The organism is Nitrospirillum pindoramense (assembly GCF_007827955.1).
Lineage (GTDB): Bacteria > Pseudomonadota > Alphaproteobacteria > Azospirillales > Azospirillaceae > Nitrospirillum > Nitrospirillum amazonense_B.
In genome coordinates this window covers 85,678-102,285 of record NZ_VITR01000001.1, presented here as the reverse complement: position 1 = coordinate 102,285, position 16,608 = coordinate 85,678, and the positions used below count along the sequence as shown (strand labels likewise).

At 68.4% G+C, this 16,608-nt stretch carries 12 protein-coding genes; 2 read left to right on the top strand and 10 right to left on the bottom strand.

Annotated elements, in window-relative coordinates; genetic code table 11:
* Nucleotides 1-339: 339 nt before the first annotated feature.
* Complete coding sequence (locus tag FBZ90_RS27675; protein WP_186455522.1) at nucleotides 340-645, top strand: hypothetical protein; 306 nt, start codon at nucleotides 340-342, stop codon at nucleotides 643-645.
* On the opposite strand, the gene FBZ90_RS00430 is transcribed toward FBZ90_RS27675, so the two are convergent.
* Nucleotides 627-839 (bottom strand): hypothetical protein, encoded by a 213-nt coding sequence (locus tag FBZ90_RS00430; protein WP_145728940.1) that lies wholly within the window; start codon nucleotides 837-839, stop codon nucleotides 627-629. The genes FBZ90_RS27675 and FBZ90_RS00430 overlap by 19 nt on opposite strands.
* A 106-nt stretch (nucleotides 840-945) precedes the next feature.
* On the opposite strand from FBZ90_RS00430, the gene FBZ90_RS00425 reads away from it, so the two are divergent.
* Nucleotides 946-1,578: a peroxiredoxin gene (locus FBZ90_RS00425; protein ID WP_145728938.1), complete on the top strand. Its 633-nt coding sequence runs from the start codon at nucleotides 946-948 to the stop codon at nucleotides 1,576-1,578.
* Nucleotides 1,579-1,623: 45 nt separating this feature from the next.
* Here FBZ90_RS00425 and FBZ90_RS00420 read toward each other — a convergent pair whose 3' ends face one another.
* From FBZ90_RS00420 to FBZ90_RS27670, 9 genes are all read right to left on the bottom strand, one after another.
* Nucleotides 1,624-2,601, bottom strand: a complete 978-nt coding sequence (locus tag FBZ90_RS00420) for a threonine ammonia-lyase (protein WP_246130077.1) — start codon at nucleotides 2,599-2,601, stop codon at nucleotides 1,624-1,626.
* An 88-nt stretch (nucleotides 2,602-2,689) separates the two neighbouring features.
* Complete coding sequence (locus tag FBZ90_RS00415; RefSeq protein ID WP_145728934.1) at nucleotides 2,690-4,009, bottom strand: glycoside hydrolase family 28 protein; 1,320 nt, start codon at nucleotides 4,007-4,009, stop codon at nucleotides 2,690-2,692.
* 99 nt (nucleotides 4,010-4,108) lie between these two features.
* Nucleotides 4,109-6,559, bottom strand: coding sequence for an ABC transporter permease (locus FBZ90_RS00410; protein ID WP_145728932.1), 2,451 nt, complete (start codon nucleotides 6,557-6,559; stop codon nucleotides 4,109-4,111).
* A gap of 29 nt (nucleotides 6,560-6,588) precedes the next feature.
* The gene (locus FBZ90_RS00405; protein ID WP_145728930.1) at nucleotides 6,589-9,036 is read right to left on the bottom strand and encodes an ABC transporter permease; all 2,448 of its coding nucleotides are present in this window, start codon (nucleotides 9,034-9,036) and stop codon (nucleotides 6,589-6,591) included.
* Between the two features lie 29 nt (nucleotides 9,037-9,065).
* Entirely contained in the window at nucleotides 9,066-11,540 is a 2,475-nt protein-coding gene (locus FBZ90_RS00400; protein WP_145728927.1) for an ABC transporter permease, read from the bottom strand.
* Between the two features lie 12 nt (nucleotides 11,541-11,552).
* Entirely contained in the window at nucleotides 11,553-14,030 is a 2,478-nt protein-coding gene (locus FBZ90_RS00395; protein ID WP_145728925.1) for an ABC transporter permease, read from the bottom strand.
* A 69-nt stretch (nucleotides 14,031-14,099) separates the two neighbouring features.
* Nucleotides 14,100-14,780 carry an ABC transporter ATP-binding protein gene (locus FBZ90_RS00390; RefSeq protein WP_186455521.1) on the bottom strand — a complete coding sequence of 227 codons (681 nt, stop codon included), beginning with the start codon at nucleotides 14,778-14,780 and terminating at the stop codon, nucleotides 14,100-14,102.
* A gap of 52 nt (nucleotides 14,781-14,832) precedes the next feature.
* Entirely contained in the window at nucleotides 14,833-16,206 is a 1,374-nt protein-coding gene (locus FBZ90_RS00385; protein WP_145728921.1) for an efflux RND transporter periplasmic adaptor subunit, read from the bottom strand.
* On the bottom strand, nucleotides 16,206-16,364 hold the full coding sequence (locus tag FBZ90_RS27670) for a hypothetical protein (protein WP_186455520.1): 159 nt from the start codon (nucleotides 16,362-16,364) through the stop codon (nucleotides 16,206-16,208). Before FBZ90_RS27670 ends, FBZ90_RS00385 begins: the two co-directional genes overlap by 1 nt.
* Nucleotides 16,365-16,608: the final 244 nt, after the last annotated feature.

Below are 16,608 nucleotides of genomic sequence, written 5' to 3'. Positions count from 1 at the left end.
GGAGCAGCTTGCGCCGCGTCACCAACCGCTAAAGCGCCACGAAGCCCCTTCGTGGTTCTCCGGAACGTGAAGGACCAGGCAATGACCAGCACTTTCCCACACGCGTATCCGTCCCGAGTTTCCACGCCCGTCATTCCCCTGCCCGGCGCCGCCCTGGCGGCCCCGGGTGGACGCTGTCGCCTCATGCGCATGGATTGCCGCTGTTGATGCCCCGCCGGACGCGCCACACGCGTCCCGCCGGGCCCAGCCGCACCGTTCCGGGCCCCGGGGCCCCGAGCCACAAAACCATCGTGTTGTTTTCACACCCCCGTAATGGCGGGGGTGTAGAGGGAGCTCACCATGAGCCAGCGACTTCAAAACCAGGACATCGTCCGGGCGCCCGCGCCCGCCGCGGTCATCATCGAGACCGCCCGCCACACGGCGGGGCTGGCCGTGCAGGACGGCCGGGACGTGCAGTTCTTCGCCTCGCACACCCTGTTCCAGGCCCTGGACGGGCAGCGGTTCCGCAGCGTGCGGGCCGTGGAGCGGGCGGTGAGCAGCCTGGAGGCGGCATTGGCCGACCAGCGCCGCACCCGCGACAGCCGCGGCCAAATCTGGCGCAGCTGGGAAGGCCCCACCAGCCCGGGTCAGCCCGAAGCGGCCTGATCCCCGGCGGGGGCCCCGGCCCTTTCCTCAAAATACGTGTCACCGAACTCGGCGATCATCGCCTGGGCGTCCGTCACCAGCGCGCGCACCAGGCGGCGGTCGGGGTGTGTGCACAGCGTCTCGTTCATCGCCTTGCCCAGCAGGGCCTGGGCCTGGGCCAGCAGCTTCACCGCCAACCGATCCTCGAGTTCCATGCCATCCACCCTCTCTGCCTATCCGGCGCGGGAGCGCCGGGCCTTTTCGATAGCGCATCATCGCCGGCGCTGCCAACCCCGCCGGCACCACCCCGGAGGATACGCCATGACCCTGCGACTGGGCGACATCGCCCCCGACTTCCAGGCCGACACGTCGGAAGGCCCCATCCGTTTCCATGACTGGATCGGCGACGGCTGGGCCGTGCTGTTCTCCCATCCGCGCGACTTCACGCCGGTCTGCACCACCGAACTGGGGGCCGTCGCCCGGCTGAAGCCGGAATTCGACAAGCGCGGCGTTAAGCCCATCGGCCTGTCGGTGGACCCGGTGGGCCGCCACCGCGACTGGGCCCGGGACATCGAGGAGACGCAGGGTGCCGCCCTGAACTTCCCCCTGATCGCCGACCCGGACCGCGCGGTGGCGGCGCTCTACGACATGATCCATCCCAACCATGACGAGACGCACACCGTCCGAACCGTCTTCGTCATCGACCCGAAGAAGAAGGTGCGCCTGCTGCTGACCTATCCGCAGACCACGGGCCGCAACTTCCACGAAATCCTGCGGGTGATCGACAGCCTGCAACTGACCGACCGTCACAGCGTGGCCACCCCGGCCGACTGGCAGGCAGGCGACGACGTCATCATCGCCCTGTCGGTGTCGGATGAGGCCGCCAAGGCCAAGTTTCCGGACGGGTGGACAGCGCCCAGGCCCTACCTGCGCATCGTTCCGCAGCCGAAATAGGCTGGATTGGCGGCCGGCCGCATTCCGTGCGGCCGGCCTTCACCCTTAGGCCGCTTCCTTCAGCACGTCGGCGTAGAACGCCGGATCAACGTTGCCCCCCGACAGCACCACGGCGATGGTCCGCCCGGCGGCATCCACCTTGCCGGACAGCAGGGCCGCCAGCGCCACCGCCCCGCCCGGCTCCACCACCAGCTTCAGGTTCGCCGCCGCGAACCGCATGGCGGCGCGCACCTCCGCCTCCATCACCACCAGGCCGGGGCCCAGCAGGACCTGGGCCAAGGGGAAGGTGATGGTGCCCGGAATGGGGGACAGCAAGGCATCGCAGGAGGACTTGCCCCCCGGCGCGTTGGCCAGCCGTGCCCCGGCCGCCAGCGACCGCGCCATGTCGTCGAAGCCTTCCGGCTCCGCCGTATGCACGCGGGCGCCGGGGAAGGTTTGCTTCAGGCCCAGGGCGGTGCCGGTGGCCAAGCCACCGCCGCTGCAATTCACCAGGCAGGCGTCCACCGTCAGGCCCAGGGCCGCCGCCTGGTGCCCGATCTCCAGCCCCACCGTGCCCTGGCCGGCGATGATGTGGACATCGTCATAGGAGGGGACCAGCACAGCCCCGGTGCGGGCGCTCAGCTCCCGCCCGATGACCTCGCGATCCTCGGTATAGCGATCGTAGAAGACGATCTCGGCCCCCAGGGCGCGCGTGCCGGCCACCTTGATGGCGGGCGCGTCGGCCGGCATGACGATGGTGGCCTTGGTGCCCACCAGCCGCGCGGCCTCCGCCACGCCTTGGGCATGGTTGCCGGAGGACCAGGCGACGACGCCCCGCGCCCTTTCCTCGGCCGTCAGGCGGCCCAGGCGGTTATAGGCGCCGCGGAACTTGAAGGAGCCGGTGCGCTGCAGCACCTCGGGCTTCAGCAGAACCCGGGCGCCCACCGCCGCGTCCAGGGCTGCGTTGGTAAGCAGCGGCGTCATCACCGCCTTGCCCGCCAGCAGGTTCGCCGCCGCCTCGACATCCGCGCCTGTCACCGCCATGCCCATGACCCATCCCCTTCCGTGTGTGCGAGGGAAGCAGGCTGGCACCGTGCGCCCCCCAGGGGCAAGGGCCGCCCCGGCATGGCGCTCATTCCGGAAAGGGCGCCCAGCGCCCCCCGCAGTCGGGCGGCGGGCCCGCCGCCGGTGTCAGAGTAAGGCCGGGCGGCGTGGGTGAGACCCCGCCCGGCCCGGCGGACAGCTCCACATTTTCGACCTGCCAGGTCGCGCCCTGCCCAAACCGCACCCCGTCAAACTGGACCGTGAGGGGATGGTCACCGTCATGGCCCCGCAGGATCAGCGTGCCATCCGCCCCCGTCACGTCGTGCAGGCTGATCGCCTCATAGACGGGGATCGACAGGCCCCAGGCGCTGGCATCGTAACGGGTGTCGAAATCAATCGGCTTCTGATTGTCGCGCAGGCACACATCCTCATAGCGCACCCGGGTGACCAGGCCGCCCCGGCTGACATCGCTCTTGATGCGGAGGCCCGAGGCGGTCCCGTCGAGCGTCACGGCGCTGACCAGGATGTCGCTGACCCCCGCATTGGTCTCACTGCCGATCGACAGGCCGTGGCCCCAATAGAAATGGTCGTCCAGGATCGAGACATGGCGGGTGGCACCCTTGCCGGCCTTGATCGCGATATTGTCGTCGCCGGCGCGGATATAGCTGTGGACGATGGTGATATCCTGCGACGCGCTGGGATCAATGCCGTCGGTGTTGCGCGCGTCGGCGGGCGTGTCGATCTTCACGCCCCAGAAGGTCGCGCCCTCGACCTCATCGAGCATAACGTGAAAATTGGCCGCGTTACGCAAGGTGATGCGATAGAAGGTCAGGTCACGGGCGTGATCCGCCTGGATCAAGCGGGGATTGTTCTGCTTGCCGCCCTCCCGGTCGGCGCGCCGGGCGATCTGCCACCACGTCTCATCATGGCCGACCATGACCGCACCCCCCTGGCCGTCAATCTCGCCATCGCCGACGATGCCGCCGCCGGTCGTCCCCTTGAAGCTGATGAAGGGCAGGCAGCCACTCCCTTTCGCCGCGACGGAACCGCAAAGCCGCGCCCCGGTATCGTAAGCGCGTGGGTCCGGAACGGCGCTGAGAATGGCGCCGCGATCGATCCACAGCGTGACACCGGACTTCATGGTGAGTGGTCCGCTGAGGAAACGCCCGCCCTGGGCATCGGCAACCAGGCGAACGGCACCGCCGGAGGGACAGTGGTTGATCGCAGATTGCAGGCGCTGGGTCTCCTCCGGCCAGCGGCCTTCCGCCGAGGCCGGGGACGGGGATAGGGTGGCGCAAAGCTGTACCGGGAGGCTGGGCTCACTGACCGCCCGGCGGTCCTGCGCCTGAGCCGGGGCCGCCAGGAGGACGGCGCCAAGCAGTATCATCGAGATGAGGGCCGGGAGCATGCGACGCCACTGTCCTTGATCAGGATTCAAGGCGATAGAGTGACGGGTCCCCGAAGACGTCAAACGGCACGGTGTCGCACTGGCGCTAGTACCGGGGGATCACTCATAACGTAACGCCTGCACCGGCTTGGCCACCGCCACCCGCGCGGCGTGGCCCGCCACCGTGATCCAGGCGATCAGCAAGGCCCCAAGGCTGGCCAGCGCGAAGACCAGCGGGTCCATCTGGATGCGATAGACAAAGCCCCCTAGCCAGCGGCCCATCAGGACCCAGGCGACAGGCCAGGCAACCAGGTTGGCCACCAGCACCGGCTTGCTGAATTGCCAGACCAGCAGGCGCACGATGTCGGCCACGCCGGCGCCCAGCACCTTGCGCAAGCCGATCTCCTTGGTGCGCCGTTCCGCCATGAACGCCGCCAAACCGAACAGGCCCAGGCAGGCGATCAGGATGGCGAGGCCGGAGAACAGGGCCAGAAGATCCCCCTGCCGCGCCTCGTCCGCGTAGACCTGGCGGATGTGGTCATCCAGGAATTCACGCGTCAGCGGCAGATCCGGGAACAGCCGGCGCCAGGTGTCATCGATGGCGGCCAGGGTGGCGCCATCGGCCGTGGGCGACAGGCGCACCAGCAGGACGGAGCGGTCGTCATGCATGGCCAGGTAAATCGTGGGCTCGAAACCGGAATGGGCGCTGCCGAACTGCACGTCGTCGACCACGCCGATGATGGTCAGCGCGGTGCCGCCGCCATACATCACCGTCCGCCCCACCGCCTGTTCCGGTGTGGCCAAGCCCAGGCGCCGCACCGCCGTGCCCGACAGCACGACGGGAATGGTGACGCCTCCGGTACCCGCCCGCAGGGCGGCATGGCTGGTGATGTCGCCCGGTCGCGCCGGGTCGAACAGGCGTCCCGCCCGCAGGGGCACGCCCAGGGCCTGCAGATAGTCCGCGTCCACCGGCTCGGTCCGGATCAGCAGGTCGGGTGCGCCGGCCGGCGCCTCCGGCAGGCGGTAGTTGTTGGTCCATTCGCTGCGGTCGCTGGGCACATTGGCGGCGGCGCCGACGGCGGCGACGCCAGGGACGCGCCGCAGCACGTCGCGCAGGGCATCGATGCCGACCAGCCCCGCCGGTCGGTCCAATCCGCGCAGCACCACCGCCCCCTCCGCCCGGAAGCCAAGGTTCTGCGTACTGGCATAGCGGGTCTGCTGGCCGATGACGACGGTGGCGATCCCCAATACGATGGCCACCGTGAACTGCAGCATGACCAGGGCGGCGCGCATCCGCCCGCCGCCGCTCGCCCGGCTGGCCCGAAGCAGGTCGGTGGGCCGGGGCCGCGACAGGTCATAAGCGGGGTAGAGGCCGCCCACCAGACCGACAACCAGCACCAGCGGTGAAATGGCCGCGAAAAGCCAGGCGCTGGACAGGAAACCCGCATCCAGCCGCAGGTTCAGAAGGCGCAGGAAACGCGGCATGGCCAGTTCCACCAGCACCAGCCCCAACAGGCCGGCCACCAGGGCCAGCAGCATCGATTCCAGCAGGAACTGCGCCACGAGCTGACCGCGCTGGCCGCCCAAGGTCTTGCGGATGGCGACCTCGCGCGCCCGCAATGAGGAGCGGGCGGTCGACAGGTTCACGAAATTGACGACGGCGATGGCCAGCACCAGGCCGGCGATGCCCACGAACCCGGCCAATGTGGTGGGGGAAACGCCCCTGCCCTCCATCGGCTCGATGTGCATGGCCGTCAGCGGCTGCAATTCCAGGGTTTCCACCAGGCCCGGGGCCACAGTCTCCATGCCTTCGCGGTGGGCCGCCAGCAGGGCCGGGAAGCGCGGCGCCAGGGTCGCCGGGTCAACGCCCGGCCGCAGCATCACGAAGGTTTGCAGGAACTCATCCCGCCACCGGGTATCCTTGGCGGCGAACAAGGGGTCCCAACCGTCCTGGAACTTGGTGGCGATGTTGGTCCAAATCTGGGTGGGCGTGTCGCGGCTGAACAGGGTGTTGGACGGCAGGTCCCGCACCACGCCCGTCACCACCAACCCGGCGCCGGACGTCAGGGTCAGGGTCCGGCCCAAAACCTCCGTCGTGCCGAAATAGCGGCGGGCCTGGCCCTCCGTCAGGACCACGGTGCCCGGTCCGGCCAAGGCCGTGGCCGGGTCGCCCGCCAGGAAGGGAAAGTCGAACAGGCGGAAGAAGGGCGCATCCACCAGCGCGATGCGGTCCTCCACCGGCGTGCCCTTGTCGCGCAACACCACGGCATGGCGCGCCACCCGCACCATGGCTTCCACCTCCGGCAGGTCCGCCGCGAGGACGGGGCCCAGGGGCTTGGCCGTCACCGTCATGCGGCTGGGCTCATGGCCGGGCAGGTACTGGGTGGGGAGTACGCGGAAAACGCGGGCGGCATTGCTGTAAAAGCCGTCGAAGTGCATCTCATGCCAGACGAAGAGGCCGATCATGGCCGCCGTGGCAATGCCCAAGGCCAAGCCCGCGATGTTGAGGACGGTATAGAGTCGTTGGCGCACCAGCACGCGCACCGCGAGCCGCAGGTGGTACATCAGCATCGGCGCCCCCTTCCCCTCTGTCCGAATGGTCACTCGTACCGCAGCGCGTCGACCGGCTTGGCCGCCGCCACCCGTGCGGCGTGGCCCGCCACCGTGACCCAGGCGATCAGCAGGGCGGCGAGACCGGCCAGCGCGAAGACCAGCGGGTCCATCTGGATGCGATAGACGAAGCCCCCCAGCCAGCGCGACGCCAGCACCCAGGCCACCGGCCAGGCGATCAGCGCCGCCGCCATCACCGGCCGGCTGAATTGCCAGACCAGCAGGCGGACGATCTGCGGGATGGTGGCGCCCAGCACCTTGCGCAAGCCGATCTCCTTGGTCCGCCGCTCGGCCGTGAAGGCCGCCAGGCCGAACAGCCCCAGGCAGGCGATCAGGATGGCCAAGCCGGCGAATGTCGCCAGCAACACCGATTGCTGGTGTTCGCCGGCGTAGGCGGCGCGGATGTTGTCGTCCATGAACTCCCGCTTGAGCGGCAGGTCGGGGAACAGATGGCGCCAGGTGTCATCGATGGCGGACAGGGTGGCAGCACCGCCGCCCGCAGCCAACCGCACCGCCATGGCCTCAACCTGGGCGGGATAGATGACGTAGACCGTGGGCTCCAGCACCTCGCGGGCGGTGCTGAACTGCACATCGTCAACCACGCCGATGATCGTGAAGCCGGTGCGTTCCCCCATCATCAAGGTTTTGCCCAGCGCCTGTTCCGGTGTGCCCATCCCCAGGCGGGAGACCGTCAGCGCCGACAGGACGATGCTGCCGCCCAGGGGGGCAGCCGGGTCCTCCGGCGGCTGGCCCCGGTCGATGATGGTGTCGACAGGATGGGCAGGATCGAACAAGCGGCCGGCCAGCAAGTGGACGCCCATGGTTTCCATATAGCCCATGCCCACGCCCTCGGTCCGCAGGCGCATGGCCCCCTCCTTCGGCGTATCGGGCAGGTGGAAGGTGGAGAACCAGTCGGACCCATCGGACGGCGGCGCCATGGTGGCACCAGCCTGTACGACGCCAGGAATGCGCAGCAGGGCCTGACGCAAGGCATCCTGGTGCGCATGGCCCTGCGGATTGTCCAACCCCCGCAGCAGCAGCACGTTTTCCGGCAGGAAGCCCAGGCGCTGGCTGCTGGCGAAGGAGGTCTGCTGCACCATGATGACGGTGGAGATCACCAGCACGATGGCGGCGGCGAACTGGATGACCACCAGCGCGGCGCGCAGGCGGCCGCCACCGGGGCCGCTTCTGCCCCCCCTCAGCAGGTCACCCGGCCGGGGACGGGACAGCACCAGGGCCGGGTACAGGCCCGCCAGTAATCCCACCAGCGCCGCCAAGGGAATCAGGGCCGCCGCCATCCACCAGCCGGACAGGAAGTGATGATCCATGTGCAGGCCCAGAACGCGCAGGAACCGGGGCATGACCAATTCCAGCAGGACCAGCGCCACAATTCCGGATAGGAACGACAGCAGCAGCGATTCCGCCAGGAACTGCGCCAACAACGCTCCGCGCCGGCCGCCCATGGTCTTGCGGATCGCCACCTCCCGCGCCCGCAGGGAGGAACGGGCGGTCGACAGGTTCACGAAGTTCACCATGGCGATGCCCAGCACCAGGAGGGCGATGCCCACGAACGTCATCAGCACCGGCATGGGCACGCCGTCGTCGCTGATGGTCTCCACATGAATGCGGGTCAGGGGCTGCAGGGCCTGGGTAATATCGGGCTTGCCGGTCGTCGGGTTCAGGTAGTCCTTCATGCGCGCCAGAAGGAAATCCGGCAGCCGTGCGGTCACGGCCGCCGGATCCACCCCTGGCTTCAGCAGGACATAGGTGCGGAGAAAGCTGTGGGTCCACTCCTCATCAGCGGTGGCGAATACGGCATCCCAGCCATCGTTGAACCGGGTGGCGATGTTGGTCACCATCTCCAGACGGAAGACCGTATTGGAGGGCAGGTCGCGGATGACCCCGGTGACCGTCAGATCGGCGCCCGAGGTCAGCGTGAGCACCCGGCCCACGGCGTCGATGGTGCCGAAATACTTGCGCGCCGCCGTCTCGGTCAGCACCACCGTGCCGGGGGTGCGGATGGCCGTGGCGGGATCGCCCGCCAGGAAGGGCCAATCGAAAAGCCGGAAATAGTCCGCATCGGCCACGGTGACGCGCGCGCCGAAGACGCCGCCGTCCCGCCGCACCGCCACGGTGTGGCCGCTGACCCGCACCACGGCCTCCATCTCCGGGAAGTCGCGGGCGAGGGCCGGCCCCAGGGGCTTTGCCTGCGCCGCCACCGTGGTCGGCACGCCGCTGGGGGTGCGATAGGTGCGCACCATGCGGTAAATGCGATCGGCATGGGCGAAGAAGCCGTCATAGTGCATCTCATGCCAGACGAAGAGGCCGATCATGGCGGCCGTCGCGATGCCCAAGGCCAAGCCCGCGATGTTGAGGGCGGTGTAGAGCCGCTGACGCACCAGCACGCGCACCGCGACCCGCAGATAGTTCATCAGCATCGGCGCCCCCTCCCCCTCTGTCCGGATGGTCACTCGTACCGCAGCGCGTCGACCGGCTTGGCCGCCGCCACGCGCGCGGCGTGGCCCGCCACCGTCACCCAGGCGATCAGCAGGGCGGCCAGGCCGGCCAGCGCGAAGACCAGCGGGTTCAGCGCGATGCGGTAGGCGTAGCCCTGCAGCCAGTGGCTGAGCCCCAGCCAGGCCAGGGGCCAGGCGATCAGGTTGGCCACCATGACCGGCTTGCTGAACTGCCAGACCAGCAGGCGCATGATGTCGGGCACGCCGGCGCCCAGCACCTTGCGCAGCCCGATCTCCTTGGTCCGCCGCTGGGCGGTGAAGGCCGCGAGGCCGAACAAACCCAGGCAGGCGATCAGGATGGCCAGGCCGGTGAAGCCCGCCAGCAGCGTGCCCTGGCGCAGTTCGGCGGCGTAGGCGTCCCGCACATGGTCGTCCAGGAATTCCCGGTTCACGGGGATGGTGGGGAAGCTGTCCCGCCACAGCCGGTCGATGGCGGCCAACGTCGCGGCGTCGGCGGCGGGCGTCAGGCGCACGGCCATGACGTCCAGCCCGCTTTCATCCAGCAGGAAGGCCGTGGGCTGCAGGGCCACGCGGGCGCTGTTGAACTGCACATCATCCACCACGCCGATGATGGTCAGGGGATAGTCGACATCGTAGATGACCTGGCGACCCACGGCCTCCTCCGCCGTGTGGAAGCCCAGGCGCTGGGCCGCCCGCCAGGACAGGACGGCGGTGCGGCCGGGCGGATCGGAGGCGCGGACGGTCACGCCCCCCTCACCCACCGTCGATCCCGGCGGCCGCAGAGCATCGGCGGTGGCGGCCCGGTCGAACAGGCGGCCGGCCAGCAAGCGCACGCCCATGGCCTGCAGATAGTCGTGGCCGATATACTCGCTGCGGAAGACGATGGTGCCGTCATCCAGCGTGCCCGGCACATGGTAATTATCGGTGCTGTCCGATCCGTCGCTGGGAGCGTGGAAGGCGGCGCCCGCCTGCGCCACCCCCGGAATGCGCAGCAGCGCCTGGCGGAAGCTTTCGATATGAGCGCGCGCTTCGGGCTGATGCAGTTCGCGCAGCAACAGCACGCCATCGGCGTTAAAGCCCAGTTGCTGGCTGCTGACATAGCGGGTCTGCTGGAAGATGACGATGGTGGCGATGGCCAGCAGGATGGCCGCGCTGAACTGCGCCACCACCAGCAGGGCGCGCACGCCCGCGCCGCCGGCCGCCGTCGGCCCGCCCCGCAGCAGCACGGACGCCGTGGGCCGTGACAGGACCAGGGCGGGGTACAGGCCGGCCACGCCGCCCACCGCCACGACGCCCAGCAACTCGGCCAGCAGAAGCCAAGGGCTGTAGAGATAGGCGCGGTCGAAGCGGATGCCCAGCGCGGCGACGGAGGCGGGCATGGCCACCTCCAGCAGGACATAGGCCAGCACCGCCGCCACCAGGGTCAGCAGCACCGATTCCACCATGAACTGGCCGACCAGCATGCTGCGCGGCGCGCCCAGCGCCTTGCGCACCGCCACCTCGCGCACCCGCAAGGAGGAACGCGAGGTCGACAGGTTGACGAAGTTCACGACGGCGATGCCCAGCACCACGGCGGCCACGGCCTCCAGGCCATGCAGCACCCCCAGCAGGTTCGCGGGAACCCCGGTCGGATCGGTGTGGATGTGGGTAAGGCCGGTCAGAACCAGGGCCTTGGAGGGCTTATTGGTGCCGGTCGAGAGATAGTTGGGGTCGCGTGCCGACAGGAAGGCGGGGAAACGCGCCGTCAGCGCCACCGGGTCCGTGCCCGGCTTCACCAGGATATAGGTCTGGAGGAAGTTGCTGTTCCACACCGTGTCCATGCGGGCGAACCAGCCATCGACATTCTCGCCCAGCCGGGTCCGGATGTTGGTCAGCATGGCGTCGCGGCGCAGATGGGTGTTGGTCGGCAAATCGCGGATGACGCCGCTGACCGTCAGGCTGATGCCATTGGTCAGGGTGAGGCTGCGGCCCAGCACGTCCACGCCGTTGAAATACTTGCGCGCCAGGCTTTCCGTCAGGACGACCGTGCCGGGTGCGGCCAGCGCCGTGGCCGGATCGCCGGCGATGAAGGGCAGGTCGAAGAGGCGGAAGAAATCGGGGTCCACCACCTGCATATGCTCCCGGAACGGGCTGCCGTCGCGGGCGACCACCACCGGCTCGTCATGCACGCGGACGCTGGTTTCGATCTCCGGAAAGTCCTGCGGCAGCAGGGGGGCCAGGGGCTTCGGCGTGGACGAATAGGTGACGGGCTCCCGGCCGGGCATGAACTCCGTCTTGTCCACGCGGTAGATGCGGTCGGCCTTGCTGAAGAAGCCATCGTAATGCGTTTCATGCCAGACATAGAGGCCCAGCATGCTGGCGGCGGCGATGCCGATGGCCAGGCCCGCCACGTTCAGCACGGTGTACATCCGGTCACGCACCAGGATGCGCACCGCCACCCGCAGGAAATTGCCCAACATCTTCATGACCGGGACTCCTTACTCATAGCGCAGGGCGACGACGGGCTTGGTAGCCGCCACCCGGGCGGCGTGCAGCCCCACCGTGGCCCAGGCGACCATCAGGGCCGACAGGCCGGACGCCACGAACAGCAGGGGATTGAGCGAAACACGGTCGGCGAAGCCCTCCAGCCAATGCCGCATGGCGATCCAGGCGATGGGCCAGGCGATCAGGTTGGCCACCAGCACGGGCTTGCTGAACTGCCAGACCAGCAGGCGCACAATGTCGGCCACGCCGGCGCCCAGCACCTTGCGCAGCCCGATCTCCTTGGTCCGCCGCTCGGCCGTGAAGGAGGCGAGGCCGAACAAGCCCAGGGCGGCGATAACGATGGCGAGCCCTGAGAAGGCGGCGAACAGTTGCCCGATCTTGATCTCGCGCTCATAGACGCTTTGCAGTTGGGCATCCAGGAACAGCCGGGGCACCGGCCGGTCCGGAATCATCTGCCGCCAGGTGCGGTCGATCAGGTCCAGGGCGCCGGGCATCTCGCCCGCCTTCACCCGGATGAGAAGCTGGCTGTAGCTTTGCGGCGCCACCAAAAACATCTGCGGCGCCACGGCGGTGTGGACGCTGGCCTGGTGAAAGTCCTCCACCACACCCACCACCGTCATCTCTATGCCGGCACTGCCCAGGTTGCTGGGCAACGTCAGCGGCTGGCCCACCGCCGCCTCGGGCGAGGCGAAGCCCAGGCGCTTAACCGCGGCCCGGTTCAGGACCAGGCCGCCGTGCCGCGTCTTTTCCGGATGCGCGGGGTCGGCCGGGGGCAGCGTGTCGGCGGCGACGGATCGCCGGTCGAACACGCGACCGGCCAGCAGCGGCACCCCCAGGGCGGCGAAATAGTCGCCATCCACCGCGTCCTGGCGCAGCACCGCCGCGTCATCCATCATCGTGCCGGGGCGGTGCGCGCCCATGTTGTTTTCCGTGCCGCTGCCGGGATAGGACTGGGCCAGGGACGCCGCGACGATGCGCGGATCCTGGCGCAGGGCGTCGCGCAGCGTCTCCGCCTTTCGCAGATCCGGGCCATACAGGTCGGTCAGGACGACCACGTTTTCCTTGTTGAAGCCCAGGGCCCGGCCCTGCGCGTAGGCCAGCTGGCGATAGACCACGCCCGTCGCCACCATCAGGCCGATGGAAATGGCGAACTGCACCACCACCAGGACGACGCGCAGGCGGCCGCCGGCGCCGGTGCCGCCGCTGTTGCCCTTCAACACTGGGCCCGGCTGGAAGGCGGACAGGAAGACCGCCGGGTACACCCCGCCGGCGCCGCCCACCACCAGCACCAGGGCTGCCAGGCAGCCGATGACGCGCGCGTCCCGCAGATAATTGAAGGCCAGCGACGGCTTGCCCAGGAAGGCGGTGAAGGACGGCAGCAGCACCTCCACCAGCGCCACGGCCAGGATCAGGGCCAGCGTGGTCAGCAGGATGGATTCGCCCAGGAACTGGGCCATGATCTGGCCACGGCTGGCGCCCACCACCTTGCGCAAGGCCACCTCGCGCGCCCTCAGGGAGGCGCGCGCCGTCGCCAGGTTCATGAAGTTGATGCAGGCGATGACCAGCACCAGCACGGCGACGGCCGTGAAGATGGCGATTTCCACCGGGCTGATCCCGTCCACCATGGTGCCGCGCACGGGACGCAGGTGGGCGTCGCTCAACGGCACCAGGAAGAACTTGAAGACGTCGCCCACGCGAAACTCGCCCGTGTTGCTGCGAATGGGCGGTATGGCGGCGCCGAAGGCGGGCAGGCCAGCCTGGACGGCGTCGGCGCCGGCCCCCGGCTTCAGCTTCAGGAAGGTCATGGTCATCAGGCCGCCCCAGTGCTGGCGCAGATAGTCGGGGATCTGGTTGGCCTGGCTGTCCATGGGGATCAGCAGGGCGAAGGCGAACTGGGTGTTCGCCGGCAGGTCGCGCACCACACCGGTCACGCGCAGCAGATGGCCGTCCACCGACAGCGTGCGGCCCAGCGGATCGGCATCGCCGAAATACTTGGCGGAGGTCTTGGCCGTCAGCACCACCGAATTGGGATCGTCCAGGGCCGTGGCCCGGTCACCGGCCAGAAAGGGCCAATCGAACAGGTGGAAGAAACTGGCATCCGCCACGGCCGCCTGCTCGCTGAACAGTGCGCCGTCCTGGTCAGCGGCGGCCCGCTTCACCGTGGAGGTCTGGGCCGCGACGCGGGTCATGTCCGCCACCTGGGGGAAGGCCTGCCGCAGCGCCGGCCCCACCGGCATGGGCAGTGCCGCCCCATCCTCCGGCGCGCGGCCGGGCAGCGTCGCCGTGACCAGAACCTGCTGGATGCGGTCGGCGTCGGTGACGTCGCGGTCGTAGGTCAGTTCGTTATGGACGAACAGGCCGATCAGGATGGCCGCCGTCAGGCCCAGCGCCAGCCCGGCCACCGTGATGGCGGAATAGAGCCGGTGTTTGACCAGCATGCGCAGCGCCACGGTCAGGTAGTTGGCGAACATGGGGTGACATTCCCCCTTTCCGGCGAAGGGCGGCAGCAGAGCTCGGGCGGGACAAACGGATGCTGAGCGTCAGGCGGCGCGCAGGTTTTCCGCCACCACCTGGCCATCGAACAGATTGATGATGCGCCGGGCGTACTGGGCGTGCGGCATGGAGTGGGTGACCATGACGATGGTCGTGCCCTCGCCATTCAGGTCGGTCAGCATGTTCATGACCTCCTCACCGTTGGCGCTGTCCAGGTTGCCCGTGGGTTCGTCCGCCAGCAGCATGCGGGGGCGCGAGACGACGGCGCGGGCGATGGCCACGCGCTGCTGCTGCCCGCCGGACAATTGCTGCGGCAAATGGCTGGAGCGATGGGCGATGCTGACCTTGGCCAGCGCCTCCTTGACCCGTTCCTTCCGCTCCCGCGAAGGGATGTCGTGGTAGAGCAGCGCCAGCTCCACATTCTCGAACACCGTCAGCTCATCGATCAGGTTGAAGCTCTGGAAGATGAAGCCGATGTTCTTCTTGCGGATGTCGGCCAGCTTACGCTCGCCATAGCCCGCCACATCCTCATCCCCGAACCAGTATTGGCCGCTGCTGGGGTTGTCCAGCATGCCCACGATGTTCAGCAGCGAGGACTTGCCGCAGCCCGAGGGGCCCATGATGGCCACGAACTCACCCTGCTTGATGTGGATGTTCACCTGGTTCAGGGCCGTGGTCTCCACCTCTTCCGTGCGGTAAACCTTGGTCAGGTCGACTAGCTTCAGCATTCTTGCCACCCCGTCTTATAGCACCAAATCCGGTCATCATTTCGGTATCGGATCAATTTAACTCGATACGATCCATGTGGGCGAGATCGCCGTAGGACGAGACGATCACCCTGTCCCCCGCCGACAGCCCGTCGCGCACCTCGATCATCTGGGCGTTGCGGCGGCCCAGGTGCACGCGTCGCTTGTCGGCATAGGTCCCGTCGGGCCGCACCACGAAGATCCAGTCGCCGCCCGTGTCCTGGTAGAAACCGCCGTTGGGGATCAGCAGGGCGGTGGCCGCCGCCCCCAGCTTCAGGCGCATCTGCAGGGTCTGGCCGCTGCGGATATCCTGCGGCGCGGCGCCCAGGAATTCCAGGTCCACCTGGAACTGGCCATCGCGGACCTGCGGGTAGATCTTGGCGACCTTCAGTTTGTACTCCCCGGTGCCGATTGCGGCCTCCGCCGTCTGGCCTAATTCCAGGCGCGACAGGTAGAATTCGTCCATCTGCGCCTGCACCTTAAAACCGTCGTCGCGGTCGATGCGGCCCAGGCGTTCGCCCTTCTGCTTGGTCTGGCCGATTTCCACGTCCAGCACGGTGATCTGACCATCCACCGGCGCCCGCACCACCAGGCTGTCCAGGTTTTTGCGCGCCATGGCCAGGTTCTCCTCCAGCCGGCGGGTGCTGTCCTGCATCTCGGTGTATTGGCTGGCGCGCATCTTGTCGGTGGTGCGCATGGTTTCCAGCGTCAGCTCGCGCCGGCGCTCATACCATTTGATCTGGTCGCGGATGATGTCGATATCGCGTTGCGAGGACGCACCCGTCTTGATCAGCGCCGTCTTGCGCTCCAGGTCCTTGGACAGCCAGGACACATTGTAGTCGCACTCCGCCAACTCACGCTGGTTGCTGATGCGGTTGGTTTCCAGCTGCAGCTCGGTATCGTGCAGGCGGTTGATCTGTTCCATCACCTGCGCCTCGCGCGAGATGATGTCCAGCTGCAGCTGGGTGTTGGACAGCTCCACCAGCGGCTGGCCGGCCTTCACCTTCTGGCCCACCTCCACCAGCTTCTTCTCCACCCGGCCGCCCTCGATGCTGTCGAGATAGACGCTGTTCAACGGCTCCACCGCGCCGCGCACGGGGATGAAGTCCTCGAACGTGCCTTGGGCCACGGTGGCCACCGTCAGGCGGGATTCCGCCACGCGCACCGTCTGGCCGCCCTGGGTCTGGGTCAGCACGGCGGCCCCGCCGGCCAGGGCCAGCAGCGCCACGCCGGCGGCCCAGGCGCGCTTGTCCGTCCGGGCCCGATGCACCCAGCCCTTCCAGCCCGTGGGCCGTTCCACCCGGCGGTCCATGCCGGCCCCCATGCCCCCGCTCACGCCCGGCACCAGGGTGGACTTGACGATATGGGGACCGGTGCCGTCCAAGCTGGGGGACCCCGGCGCGCTCATCACAAGCCCCCCAGGCAGCGGATGGCGACCACCAGCAAGGCGCTGACCAGCCACAGGTCCGGATTGACCGACAGCAGCGCATCTTCGACCCGCTCGATCAATGGCCGGGCGTCAGCGGCTTGCGGCATGCCCATCAGGATGTCGTTGCGGACCATCATCAACCCCACTTCCTTATCAGTCGACCAGGGCCTGCCCCCGAGGCGGCCCGCCAGCGTCCCGTTCCCGATGGGACGCCGCACCCTTCCCGTTGGCAAGGGGTATGCCAGACACAATGTTCTTTATTTATCTGTATCTTAACCTCATTTCCCTTCCGTCCGATTGCGGACAGTGTCCGTTAGCGGACACCTGGACCGCCTGAAACCGGACTCCACCGCCAGGGGGCGGCAACGGCCGTTGACCTGG

Coding starts and splice junctions, on each gene's coding strand:
- FBZ90_RS27675 (WP_186455522.1), top strand. CDS start 340: ATGAGCCAGCGACTTCAAAACCAGGACATCGTCCGGGCGCCCGCGCCC.
- FBZ90_RS00430 (WP_145728940.1), bottom strand. CDS start 839: ATGGAACTCGAGGATCGGTTGGCGGTGAAGCTGCTGGCCCAGGCCCAG.
- FBZ90_RS00425 (WP_145728938.1), top strand. CDS start 946: ATGACCCTGCGACTGGGCGACATCGCCCCCGACTTCCAGGCCGACACG.
- FBZ90_RS00420 (WP_246130077.1), bottom strand. CDS start 2,601: ATGGCGGTGACAGGCGCGGATGTCGAGGCGGCGGCGAACCTGCTGGCG.
- FBZ90_RS00415 (WP_145728934.1), bottom strand. CDS start 4,009: ATGCTCCCGGCCCTCATCTCGATGATACTGCTTGGCGCCGTCCTCCTG.
- FBZ90_RS00410 (WP_145728932.1), bottom strand. CDS start 6,559: ATGCTGATGTACCACCTGCGGCTCGCGGTGCGCGTGCTGGTGCGCCAA.
- FBZ90_RS00405 (WP_145728930.1), bottom strand. CDS start 9,036: ATGCTGATGAACTATCTGCGGGTCGCGGTGCGCGTGCTGGTGCGTCAG.
- FBZ90_RS00400 (WP_145728927.1), bottom strand. CDS start 11,540: ATGAAGATGTTGGGCAATTTCCTGCGGGTGGCGGTGCGCATCCTGGTG.
- FBZ90_RS00395 (WP_145728925.1), bottom strand. CDS start 14,030: ATGTTCGCCAACTACCTGACCGTGGCGCTGCGCATGCTGGTCAAACAC.
- FBZ90_RS00390 (WP_186455521.1), bottom strand. CDS start 14,780: ATGCTGAAGCTAGTCGACCTGACCAAGGTTTACCGCACGGAAGAGGTG.
- FBZ90_RS00385 (WP_145728921.1), bottom strand. CDS start 16,206: ATGAGCGCGCCGGGGTCCCCCAGCTTGGACGGCACCGGTCCCCATATC.
- FBZ90_RS27670 (WP_186455520.1), bottom strand. CDS start 16,364: ATGATGGTCCGCAACGACATCCTGATGGGCATGCCGCAAGCCGCTGAC.